General features: G+C 47.7%; 11 protein-coding genes. All 11 read left to right on the top strand.

Annotation, left to right across the window (positions count from 1 at the left end; translation table 11 throughout):
• Positions 1 to 59 precede the first annotated feature (59 nt).
• Positions 60 to 710 (top strand): sigma-70 family RNA polymerase sigma factor, encoded by a 651-nt coding sequence (locus tag HW447_RS03450; RefSeq protein WP_176253935.1) that lies wholly within the window; start codon positions 60 to 62, stop codon positions 708 to 710.
• An 11-nt stretch (positions 711 to 721) separates the two neighbouring features.
• Entirely contained in the window at positions 722 to 1,351 is a 630-nt protein-coding gene (locus HW447_RS03445; protein ID WP_176253934.1) for a histidine phosphatase family protein, read from the top strand.
• Between the two features lie 376 nt (positions 1,352 to 1,727).
• Positions 1,728 to 2,381 carry a deoxyribose-phosphate aldolase gene (gene deoC, locus HW447_RS03440; RefSeq protein WP_176253933.1) on the top strand — a complete coding sequence of 218 codons (654 nt, stop codon included), beginning with the start codon at positions 1,728 to 1,730 and terminating at the stop codon, positions 2,379 to 2,381.
• Positions 2,382 to 2,429: 48 nt separating this feature from the next.
• Positions 2,430 to 3,554: a BMP family lipoprotein gene (locus HW447_RS03435; RefSeq protein ID WP_176253932.1), complete on the top strand. Its 1,125-nt coding sequence runs from the start codon at positions 2,430 to 2,432 to the stop codon at positions 3,552 to 3,554.
• Positions 3,555 to 3,584: 30 nt separating this feature from the next.
• Positions 3,585 to 5,105 carry an ABC transporter ATP-binding protein gene (locus tag HW447_RS03430; RefSeq protein WP_176253931.1) on the top strand — a complete coding sequence of 507 codons (1,521 nt, stop codon included), beginning with the start codon at positions 3,585 to 3,587 and terminating at the stop codon, positions 5,103 to 5,105.
• A 54-nt stretch (positions 5,106 to 5,159) separates the two neighbouring features.
• A complete protein-coding gene (locus HW447_RS03425; RefSeq protein WP_176254050.1) occupies positions 5,160 to 6,200 on the top strand; it encodes an ABC transporter permease in 1,041 nt (346 codons plus the stop codon).
• Positions 6,201 to 6,214: 14 nt separating this feature from the next.
• Positions 6,215 to 7,168, top strand: coding sequence for an ABC transporter permease (locus HW447_RS03420; protein WP_176253930.1), 954 nt, complete (start codon positions 6,215 to 6,217; stop codon positions 7,166 to 7,168).
• 23 nt (positions 7,169 to 7,191) lie between these two features.
• Positions 7,192 to 7,935, top strand: coding sequence for a nucleoside phosphorylase (locus tag HW447_RS03415; protein WP_176253929.1), 744 nt, complete (start codon positions 7,192 to 7,194; stop codon positions 7,933 to 7,935).
• Between the two features lie 3 nt (positions 7,936 to 7,938).
• Positions 7,939 to 9,384 carry an amidohydrolase family protein gene (locus HW447_RS03410; RefSeq protein WP_176253928.1) on the top strand — a complete coding sequence of 482 codons (1,446 nt, stop codon included), beginning with the start codon at positions 7,939 to 7,941 and terminating at the stop codon, positions 9,382 to 9,384.
• Between the two features lie 7 nt (positions 9,385 to 9,391).
• Positions 9,392 to 10,129 (top strand): maleate cis-trans isomerase family protein, encoded by a 738-nt coding sequence (locus HW447_RS03405; protein WP_176253927.1) that lies wholly within the window; start codon positions 9,392 to 9,394, stop codon positions 10,127 to 10,129.
• Between the two features lie 19 nt (positions 10,130 to 10,148).
• Complete coding sequence (gene preA / locus HW447_RS03400; RefSeq protein WP_176253926.1) at positions 10,149 to 11,357, top strand: NAD-dependent dihydropyrimidine dehydrogenase subunit PreA; 1,209 nt, start codon at positions 10,149 to 10,151, stop codon at positions 11,355 to 11,357.
• Positions 11,358 to 11,391: the final 34 nt, after the last annotated feature.

Below are 11,391 nucleotides of genomic sequence, written 5' to 3'. Positions count from 1 at the left end.
ATCGACTATTCTTAATAAACAGGAAACTGTATTTTTTTAAAGAAGGAAAGAAAACATTTATGGCAGAGAATTTTTATGAAATGTATCTGGAGGAAATGGAGCAGATCCGTCCTCTGGATCATGAAGAAGAGAGAGCTGTCCTGGCATCCGCAGCCAGGGGAGAGAAGGAGGCCAGAAACAGGCTGGTAGAAGGATATCTGGCGGCGGCCCTTGGATTTGCCAGGGAGTATGAGGGAAGGGAGCTTCCTGTTTCCGATCTGGTTCAGGAGGCAAATATGGCGCTGATGATGGCGGCGGCGGAGTATGACGGCAGCCGGAACTGGCGGGAAGTCCTGGAAGAACGGATCCGCCAGGGGATAGAAGCTGCTCTTGAAGAGCAGAGGGCAGAAGCTGAGGTTGAGGAAAATATGGCAGCCAGAGTGAATGTCCTTCAAACCGTATCCCAGGTCATGGCAAAGGAGCTGGGCCGTGAAGCAACTGTGGATGAATTGGCAGAGAAGATGAAAATGACGCCGGATGAGATCAAGGAGATTATGAAACTGGCCTTGGATGCCCTTACGGTCAACGGCGAAGGTGCCGCGGCTTCTGACGGCGGTGAAGAGGATGAGGCAGAGCCTTCCTTTATTCCCCGCAGGGACGGATACGGCAGAAGCGGGAGACGGCCCGCTGGTTATGACCCTATGCGGGACGGCTGGGATCTTAACAGTTAGGAGAAAAACAGATGAAGCTATATCTGATACGCCATGGCCAGACAGACTGGAATATTGAGCAGAGGATACAGGGGCAGCAGGATATCCCCTTAAATGATACCGGACGCGCCCAGGCCCGTTGTCTTACACAGGCTATGAAGGAAAAGAAGCTGGACGCTATCTACACCAGTCCGCAGATCAGAGCCTATGCAACCGCCGGCGCTGTAGCAGGAGACCGTCCCATTCCCGTTGTGACCCTGCCCTGGCTAATGGAGATTAACTACGGAGATTGGGAAGGAAAGACGGCGAAAGAACTCCTAAAAAAAGATGGGGACCGCTACAAAGCCTGGTGGGATCGTCCGGCAGAGGTAGCGCCTCCCGGAGGGGAGACCGTGGCCCAGGTGGACGCCCGTTGTGCGGCCGCCTGGGATTGGATCAGAAGCCGGATGAAGGGCGATACGGCTATCGTGTCTCATGGCGGACTGCTGGCCCATTTTATGGAGCAGCTGCTAAAGGGCAGCGGCGAGGATGGTGGAGGGGAACGGGTAGTACATAATGCGAGCATCACTACCTTTGAGTACCAGCCGGAAACAGGCGAGATCCGGCTGACTGGGTTTGATGAGTGCGGGCATTTAAGATTTTTGTGCAATTTTACCGAATAATATGGAAATGAAAGGATAAAGTATAAAACTGCAAAACAGCAGTTTTATATAGGCAAAACCAGGGATAGGACTCCGAATGGAAAGATAAGAAAAAAACCCCTGATTGTAACAAATGACAAAAATACACAAAATTACGGGATTTAATTGACAAAAATGCAATAACTTGCTACAATCTATATAAATTAAATATCAAACATATAACGTTGATGAGCCTAAAAGCCAGCCGTTTCGGTTGGCTTTTTTTGTTTAATATGGCAGATATCTATTCTGAAGGGCACGAAACCAAGAAAGCGCAGCCCAGTATGTGCTTTTTGGAATATATTGTTTTTGAAAACAAATGGAAACCTGTTAATCAAACAATCAGTATGGAGGACTTATGGAAACAGCATTTATCTATCAGCACATCGATCACACACTTTTAAAAGCAGTATCTGACTGGGAACAGATTCAGATCTTATGTGAGGAAGCAATTCAATATCACATGGCTTCTGTATGTATCCCGCCTTCTTATGTAAAAAGGGTTTATGAGGCATATGGGGACAAGCTGGCTATCTGTACAGTAATTGGTTTTCCACTGGGATATAATACCACGGAAGTAAAGAAGGCAGAAACGGAGCAGGCAGTTTCAGAAGGGGCCTGCGAGGTAGATATGGTAGTCAATCTGGGGGATGTGAAAAATGGAGACTTTGACCGTGTTACAGAGGAAATAGCCATTCTCAAAAAAGCCGCGGGAGATAAGATTTTAAAGGTAATTATCGAAACGTGCTATTTGACGGAAGAAGAAAAGATCCGGCTGTGCAGATGTGTATCAGAAGGCGGAGCTGATTATATTAAGACCTCTACCGGTTTTGGAACCGCGGGAGCAACCATGGAGGACATTCGTCTTTTTAAGAAGCATCTGACAGGGCAGGTGAAGATGAAGGCAGCCGGCGGCGTAAGGACAAGAGAGGACTTAGAACAGTTCCTTAAAGAAGGCTGCAGCCGGATTGGGACCAGTTCAGCTATTCATATCCTGAGTAAGGGGCAGTAAAACAAATAAGCTACAAAGTGGGAAGGTTTACATACAAGGAGAAGGATCATGAGAAAAATGATGAAGAAAATCAGCACGGCAATGTTGGCAGCAGTTGTGGTACTTGTAGCGGCAGGATGCGGTTCTGCGGGAGGCGAAGCAGACAGCTCTTTTGCAGATGACGCAGGTAACGGGGGAGCAGAGATCGCCATGATTGCTGACGGAGGAACCATTGATGACCGGGGATTTAATCAGGGAACCTATGAGGGCGTAAAGCTATACGGTGAAGAGAAAGGGATTTCTTACAAATATTATAAACCGGTAGAAAAAACTACAGATGCATATCTCTCAGCCATGGAACTGGCGATTGAGGGTGGGGCGAAGATAATCGTAGCTCCCGGATTCCGCTTTACAGAAGCGATGTATATTGCTCAGGACACATGGCCAGAACTTAAATTTATTTTGCTGGATGGCGTTCCGGGCGACGGAAAGGAAACAAAGACGGCCGAAAATGCGGTGGGGATTCAGTATGCGGAGGAGCAGGCTGGTTTCCTGGCAGGATATGCGGCTGTAACAGACGGGTACAGGAATCTGGGCTTTATGGGCGGAGTAGCCACCCCGGCAGTTGTACGCTACGGCTATGGCTTTATTCAGGGAGCAGAGGCGGCGGCAAAGGAACGAGGGGTGTCAGATGTGCGGATGAATTACTATTATACAGGGACATTTGATGCAACACCTGAGACTCAGACCCTGGCGGCAACCTGGTATCAGAATGGTACAGAAATTATTTTTGCCTGCGGTTCCGGCGTAGGACAGTCTGTGATGGCGGCAGCCGACGCCTCCGGTTTTGGAAAGACCATTGGCGTTGATATTGACTGGGCTCAGGAGTCGGAGACAGTTGTCACTTCTTCTATGAAGGATTTGAGCGGGACTGTGTATCAGATGCTTGATCAGGCTTACAGCGGTTCATTCCCCGGCGGACAGAATATTGTGATGGATGCATCCAATCAGGGGATAGAGCTTCCCATGGAAACTTCACGCTTTAAAACCTTCATTCAGGAAAATTACGATGAAGTATACAAGAAACTGGCTGATGGTACATATAAGCCTCTGCGTGATGTAGACGAGGGCGGAACTTCCTATACGCTGGATCAGATTTTTGATGGAACGATTCAGGTGACAGAAGTAAAGTAAAAGACGTCATACATAAAGGCGGGAGAGAAAATGGAATATGTAATCGAGATGGTGGGAATCCGAAAGGAATTTCCGGGAATAGTCGCAAATGATAATGTAACGCTTCAGCTGGCACGGGGCGAGATTCATGCGCTGCTGGGAGAAAATGGCGCGGGTAAGTCCACGCTGATGAGCGTGCTGTTTGGAATGTATCAGCCGGAAGCTGGGGAAATACGAAAGAACGGGCAGACCGTACATATTAAAAATCCGAATGATGCCAATAAGCTGGGGATTGGAATGGTTCATCAGCATTTTAAGTTAGTGCATAATTTCACGGTTCTGGAAAATGTCATTCTTGGGGTAGAAAGTACAAATAAAGGGTTTTTAAAGATGGATGAGGCCCGTAAGAAGGTGATGGAGCTTTCTGAAAAATATGGCTTAAAAATTGAACCGGATGCACTGATTTCTGATATTACTGTAGGAATGCAGCAGAGAGTGGAGATTCTCAAAATGCTCTATCGTGAGAACGAAATCCTGATTTTTGATGAGCCTACTGCAGTATTAACGCCCCAGGAGATCGAAGAACTGATTAAAGTTATGAAAAATCTGGCAGAAGAGGGGAAATCCATTCTGTTTATTACCCATAAGCTCAATGAGATCAAGGAAGCTGCCAATCGGTGTACCGTGCTGAGAAAGGGAAGATATGTAGGAACGGTGGATGTGGCTTCTGCCAGCAAAGAGGAAATGTCCGAGATGATGGTGGGAAGAAAGGTCAATCTGCATATTGACAAGGGAGAGTACCATCCGGGCAAATGTGTGCTTTCCGTGAAGGATTTAAGCGTCAGGAACTCATTCAGCGGAAAATTGTCTGTCAACCATGTGTCTTTTGATGTAAAAGAGGGGGAAATAGTCTGTATCGCTGGAATTGATGGAAATGGACAAAGCGAGCTGGTATATGCACTGACCGGACTTATGCCGTCAGAGAGCGGATCCATTCATGTTGCCGGACAGGACTTTACTCATATGAGTATTCGTGAACGCAACACCCACGGTCTCGGCCACATTCCAGAGGATCGTCATAAGCATGGTCTCGTGCTGGATTATGATCTAGCATACAACACGGTTCTTCAGAGTTATTTTGATAAGCGTTTCCAAAAGCATGGATTTTTAAAGGAACGGGAAATTTATAAGTTTGCTGATGGCCTGATCAAAGGCTTTGACATCCGATGCGGACAGGGAGGAAAGACGATTGCAAGAAGTATGTCCGGTGGGAATCAGCAGAAGATTATTATAGCCAGAGAGATAGACAGAAATCCGGAACTTTTGATTGCCGTCCAGCCTACCAGAGGACTGGACGTGGGTGCAATCGAATATATTCACAATCAGCTGGCGGCGCAGAAAAAGGCAAAAAAGGCAGTTCTGCTTGTATCTCTGGAACTGGATGAGGTAATGAGCATCAGTGACCGTATTCTTGTTATGTATGAAGGTGAGATCGTTGCCGATCTGAGACCGGAAGATGTGACAGTACAGGAACTGGGACTCTATATGGCAGGGTCTAAAAGGAGGGAGTAAAAGGTGAAAAGAAAAACTTTTCCATCAGGCGTTTCAAGTTTTTTAGCCTCTGTCATGGCAATCCTTTTGGGAATGTTTGTGGGGCTGGTAATATTAGTCATAAGCAACCCGTCTCAGGCCTCCAATGGATTTGCGGCAATCCTGTTTGGCGGTGTGTCTAATATGAAGAATGTGGGGCAGGTACTTTATTACGCGACACCGCTGATCATGACCGGTCTGTCGGTGGGATTTGCAAGCAAAACCGGCCTGTTTAATATTGGAGCATCGGGGCAGTTTATTGTAGGTGCATTTGCTGCAGTATTTGTGGGCGTACGGTGCACATTTCTTCCGGGAGCCTTCCATTGGATCGCAGCTCTCATGGCCGCGACGGTCTGCGGCGCACTTTGGGGAATGGTTCCCGGTGTGTTAAAGGCATTCCGCAATGTAAATGTGGTTATTGGCTGTATCATGATGAACTATATCGGAATGTATACGGTAAATGCTCTTGTAAGCGGGCTGATCTACGATCCTCTCCAGAGCCAGTCTCTTCCAGTGGCAGATACGGCCGTCCTTCCTAAAATGGGATTTGATCTTCTGTTTCGCTACCATAACCGTCCTTCAAGCGCAAATGCAGGCTTTATAATCGCGGTATTGGCAGGCATCGCAATTTTTGTTATCCTTCAAAAGACCGTATTCGGATATGAATTAAAAGCCTGTGGTTACAACAGTGAAGCAGGCCGGTATGCGGGTATGAATGAGAAAAGAAATATAGTGTCATCTATGGCGATTGCCGGGGCGCTGGCAGGGCTTGGAGGAGGTCTTTTGTATCTGGCCGGTTCCGGAAATGGGATTGAGGTAGTGGATACATTGGCAGCTGAGGGATTTAACGGTATTCCTGTAGCGCTTTTGGCAATGAACCATCCAGTAGGAATTATCTTTTCCGGCGCGTTTATTGCATACTTGAAAGTAGGAGGAGATCAGATGCAGCTGTATAATTTTGTACCGGAAGTAATCGATATTATTATTTCCGTGATCATCTATTTCAGCGCCTTTGCTCTTGTATTCCAGGGTGTGATCAAAAAACTCCTAAAAAAAACAGCGGATCAGTCAAAATGAGAGGAGAATGAAAAATGAGTCTGTTATATTTTCTGGTGCAGCAAATGATGCTTTTTTCAATCCCTCTGCTGATCGTTGCACTGGGAGGAATGTTCTGTGAGCGAAGCGGTGTAATTAACATTGCGCTGGAAGGAATTATGGTACTGGGAGGTTTTACGGGAATTTTGTTTATCAACCTGTTTCAGGAGGTTCTTCCCGGACAGCCCATTTTACTTATTGCCCTCCTGATTTCAACGGCAACAGGTATGGTAATATCTCTGGTTCATGCCTACGCATCTGTTAATATGAAAGCCAATCAGAGTATCAGCGGAACGGCAATCAATATGTTTGCTCCCGCTTTCGCAGTTTTTGTGGCACGCGTAATCCGCAATGTACAGCAGATCCCCTTTGAAAACCAGTTCCGTATCGAAAAGGTTCCGATTCTGGGCGATATTCCGGTCATTGGAGAAATGTTTTTCCAGAATGCGTATATTACTACATATCTTGGGATCCTGATTCTGGCAGTATCCTGTGTGGTATTGTATAAAACGAGATTTGGGCTCAGGCTTCGTTCCTGCGGGGAACATCCCCAGGCGGCCGCTTCTGTAGGTATCAGCGTATACAGGATGAGATATATGGGAGTGTTGATTTCCGGTGCATTGGCTGGGATCGGCGGCCTGGTATATGTGATACCAACCTCCACAAGCTTTAATGCATCTGTGTCCGGTTACGGGTTTCTTGCTCTGGCAGTATTGATTTTTGGTCAGTGGAAACCAGGAAAAATCATGCTGGCTGCCCTGTTCTTTGGAATGATGAAAACCATTTCATCTGCCTATTCCGGTATTCCGGTGCTGGCTGATCTGGGGATTCCCAGCAGCGTCTATAAAATGATTCCGTATCTGGCAACGCTGATCGTTTTAGCGTTCAATACAAAAGGATCCCAGGCGCCCAGAGCGTCCGGAATCCCATATGATAAAGGTGCAAGATGACATATAATTACAGGAGGAATACTATGCCGTTTTTAAATGAAGAAGGAAAACAGTACCATATAAATTGTAAGGAAGGAGATGTGGGGCGTTATGTTCTGCTTCCCGGCGATCCTTTTCGAACGGATATCATTGCATCTATGTTTGATGATGCAAAGCTGGTAGCCCACAACAGGGAGTGCAAAACCTGGACAGGAACCTTGAATGGTGAAAAAGTTTCAGTGACCTCCACCGGAATGGGAAGTCCATCCACTGCCATTGTAGTAGAAGAACTAATCCGCTGCGGAGCAGATACCTTTATTCGGGTAGGCACCTCGGGAAGGGTATGCCCCAGATCTTGGGATACGTCTCTGAACGGGGTGATTAACACAGCGGCAGTCAGAGATGAGGGAACGACTATTTCCTATGTTCCTCTGGCGTACCCGGCCGTAGCCGACCGCCATGTGGTAGATGCGCTTTCGCGGGCAGCAAAGAAACTGGGATATAATTTCGCAGAGGGTATCACTCATTCCAAGGATGCGTTTTATGGAGAAATCGAACCGGATACAATGCCTAATGGATCATATGTAAAGGAACGCTGGGCTGCATGGGAAAAATCCAATGTAATGTGCTCAGAAATGGAAGCGGCCGCAATTTTTATTGTATCATCCATCCGCGGCTGCCGTGCATCTGCTGTAATGGCCTATAAGAAAGTGAATTTACAGGCTGCCATGGAAACGGCTATTGAAGGCCTGCGGATACTGATCGAGGAAGATAAGCAGGGGAGATAGAGGATGAAACGTTTACTGATCAAGGATATTCGTTATGTGTACTGTATGGATGAAGCGGACACCTTTCTGGAGCATACAGATATTTATATAGAAGGAAATGTGATAAAGCAGATTGGGAAAGATCTGAGGATACTGGCAGATGGGATAAGAGTAATCGATGGAGCCGGGAAACTGGCTCTGCCGGGTTTTGTAAATACGCACCATCATTTTTATCAGAATATTACAAGGAATATTCCTGTTATGCAGAAGGGAAATCTTCTGGGATGGCTCCTGTATTCTTATGGAGCATGGGAAAATATGCAGGAGGAGGATGTGAGAGCGGCAGCCAGGCTGGCGGTGGCGGAACTGCTGATGACCGGTTGTACTACATCCATGGATTTCATGTATTTCTTCCCTCATGGAAGGCACAGACTGATGGATGCAGAATTTGAGGAAGTCCAGAAATTGGGGTTACGTTTCCATGGATTCAGGGGATGTATGCCTGTGATGGAAGGAGATCTGCCGGTGAAGCTGAAGGAGCAGCTGGGAATTGATGCGTCGGGTCTTATTGAAACGTATGATGACATCCTGGAAGACTGTGACCGCACCTTTCAGAAATACCATGACAGCAGCCGCTTTTCCATGACGCGCGTAGGTGTGGGGCCGACCACGGTGGTCTTTGAGAACCCGGATTTTATGAAGGAGCTCAAAGCCATGGCAGACCGGTATAAAGGCTTGTGCCATACACACCTTCATCCCAGACCGGATGAAATGAAAAAATGCGATGAGGCGTACCATATGCGTCCTCATCAGTGGCTGGAATCCATTGGGTGGATGGATAAAAATGTTTCCTTTGCACACATCAGCCGCCATACAGCGGACGAACTGGATATTCTGGCAAGGAACGGCGCTTGTGTGACCCAGTCGCCCTCCTGTCACATGAGGCTGGGATACCCGGTTGCCCCGGCTCTGGAAGCAGATGAAAGAGGGATCCCTGTCAGTATCGGCGTAGACGGCGGAGCTAGCAATGACAGCGGAGATATGCTGGGAGAGCTCAGGACAATGATGTATGTGCACCGGATTGACGGCAGCCATCCGGGATATGGCCCGGAGCAATGGCTGAATGCAAAAGAAGTATTTAAGATGGCAACGGTAAATGGAGCGAAATGTCTCAACCGAGATGATATTGGTATGCTTAAAGAAGGCATGGCCGCGGATGTGGTGCTGTTTTCCATGATTCAGCCGGGGTATGCTGGCGCACTCACGGATCCAAGAGGTGCTCTTGTGTACTGCGGAAATAACCATCTGGCGGACACATCCATTGTAAACGGAAACGTCCTGATTGAAAATGGGGTATTTCTGGCCGGAGACCTGCGTCAGATTACGGAGGATGCAAATCGTGCTACAGAGCGTATTCTGCACCAGGTAAAAGAAAAGACGGGGATTGACTACGCAAAGTGGGAGGTGTAAGGCAGCCATGATGGAAAAAAAAAGATTGCCCAGGCGGATCGGGATGATTGTGCCATCTTCCAATACAGTGGTAGAACCTATCTGCAGCCGGTTGTTTGCGGGTATGGAAGCACAGATAACAGTGCATTATGCCAGGTTGGAGGTAATAAACGTCTCTTTGGATGAGGGGTCTGCCAGGCAGTTTACCTCAGACGCCATGGTTCGCGCGGCCATGCAGCTGGCCCAGGCAAATGCCGATGCCATCGTATGGAATGGTACGGCCGGAAGCTGGCTTGGGATTGAACGTGACCGAAGAATCTGCCGCAGGATCGAAAAGGAAACAGGAATAAAAACGAGCACCGCTTCCCTGGGACTTGTAAACAGCTGCCGTGATTTTCCTGTGGAATGCCTTCATTTAGTTACTCCCTATATAAAAGAAATCAATGATGCAATTATAAGGGAATATGAGGCGCTGGGATTGAAGATTTCGGGTGTCACAGGGCTTGGAATCACAAAAAATACAGACATAGGCAGTGTGACTGCCGGACAGATGGAGGATTTGTGCTGCCGTACAGGTGCAAAAGCCGGGGAGGGAATTGCAGTTGTATGCACAAACCTGGCGGCAGCCTGGAGGGCAGAGGCCATTGAAAAGAAAACAGGGGCAGTTTTGTTTGATTCTGTAACTGCAGCAATCAGAGAGGCTCTCAGGCTGACTGGTCTTACCGATCTGTCCTTGCCTGGCTTTGGAACATTACTGGATCTATAAAGAGACGGAGGAGACCTAGATGGCATTCAATTTGGAAACGAACTATTGCGGATTTCAATGCAAAAACCCGTTCTTCCTTGCCTCCTCGCCGGTAAGCGCGTCCGGCGAGATGATTGGACGGGCATTTGAAGCTGGATGGGCGGGAGCTGTAACAAAGAGCATTTCATTTTTGCAGGATGAGACGACTCTTAGCCTAACGCCGCGTATGCTTCCTGTATCCACAGCTGGCTCACGGGTCGTGACCGGTATGGGAAACATTGATTTTGTAATGGATAAAAGGGTAGATGACGCATTTGAAGATTTCGCACAGGTGAAAAAAAGATATCCGACAAATATGCTGATTGTCAGCATTAAAGCACATTACAGAGAAGAGGACTGGAAACGTCTGGCAAGGAAGGCAGAGCAGGCGGGAGCTGATGCGCTGGAATTATGCCTGTCGTGTATTGACAGTGAGGCTGGCGTTATGCTTTGCCAGGACAAGGCGCTTATGACGCAGGTAATCCAGTGGGTAAAAGAAGAAGTCTCCCTGCCGGTCATCGCAAAGCTGTCGCTTCATGTCAACGATATTGGAGATATGGCAGTGTGCGCCGCCAAGGCAGGAGCGGCAGCTGTAACAGCTATCAATTCAATCCACGGTATCGAGCCGCTGGATTCGGAAACAATGGTGCATATTCCCAATATTATGGGAAAAAGTGCACCCATGGGCCTGTCAGGTTCTTTTATCAAGCCTATGGCAGAGCACTGTGTATATAAAATAGCGCTCGCGGCAAAGACACAACCGTTCCAGATTGCAGCAGCCGGAGGAATCTGCAATGGCCTGGATGGAGTGGAGTATTTATCTCTGGGAGCCCATATTCTTCAGAGCGCCACCGAAGTGATGTATAAGGGATATGGGCTGATTGATCCTATGCTCAGGTATCTGAAAAAATTCATGGAAGAGAAGGGCTGCTCATCACTTGAGGATTTTAGAGGCCATTCGCTGGACCATATGGTCCCGGCGGCCAGAAACCTGTCTTTAAAGCAGCAGCTTGCAGCAAAAATTGATCCGGGAATTTGCATAGGATGCAATAGATGCGTGATTTCCTGCAGAGACGGAGGGAAACAGGCGATTTCTATGACAGAAGATAAAAAGGCTTTTGTAGATACGAAACGGTGCACTGGCTGCGGCCTGTGCCGGATCGTGTGTCCTGCGTGGGCCATTAGAATGGAGGAAGTAAAGCGTTCATAAGCTTACCTGAACTACCGTTTCCGTAAACATAAAA

The organism is Enterocloster alcoholdehydrogenati (assembly GCF_013282095.1).
In the GTDB taxonomy this organism is placed as follows: domain Bacteria; phylum Bacillota; class Clostridia; order Lachnospirales; family Lachnospiraceae; genus Enterocloster; species Enterocloster alcoholdehydrogenati.
Note: the sequence above shows the minus strand (reverse complement) of the source record. Positions and strands in the feature narration are given on the sequence as shown.

Coding starts and splice junctions, on each gene's coding strand:
- HW447_RS03425 (WP_176254050.1), top strand. CDS start 5,160: ATGGCAATCCTTTTGGGAATGTTTGTGGGGCTGGTAATATTAGTCATA.
- HW447_RS03410 (WP_176253928.1), top strand. CDS start 7,939: ATGAAACGTTTACTGATCAAGGATATTCGTTATGTGTACTGTATGGAT.
- HW447_RS03450 (WP_176253935.1), top strand. CDS start 60: ATGGCAGAGAATTTTTATGAAATGTATCTGGAGGAAATGGAGCAGATC.
- HW447_RS03445 (WP_176253934.1), top strand. CDS start 722: ATGAAGCTATATCTGATACGCCATGGCCAGACAGACTGGAATATTGAG.
- HW447_RS03405 (WP_176253927.1), top strand. CDS start 9,392: ATGATGGAAAAAAAAAGATTGCCCAGGCGGATCGGGATGATTGTGCCA.
- HW447_RS03430 (WP_176253931.1), top strand. CDS start 3,585: ATGGAATATGTAATCGAGATGGTGGGAATCCGAAAGGAATTTCCGGGA.
- HW447_RS03435 (WP_176253932.1), top strand. CDS start 2,430: ATGAGAAAAATGATGAAGAAAATCAGCACGGCAATGTTGGCAGCAGTT.
- preA (WP_176253926.1), top strand. CDS start 10,149: ATGGCATTCAATTTGGAAACGAACTATTGCGGATTTCAATGCAAAAAC.
- HW447_RS03415 (WP_176253929.1), top strand. CDS start 7,192: ATGCCGTTTTTAAATGAAGAAGGAAAACAGTACCATATAAATTGTAAG.
- HW447_RS03420 (WP_176253930.1), top strand. CDS start 6,215: ATGAGTCTGTTATATTTTCTGGTGCAGCAAATGATGCTTTTTTCAATC.
- deoC (WP_176253933.1), top strand. CDS start 1,728: ATGGAAACAGCATTTATCTATCAGCACATCGATCACACACTTTTAAAA.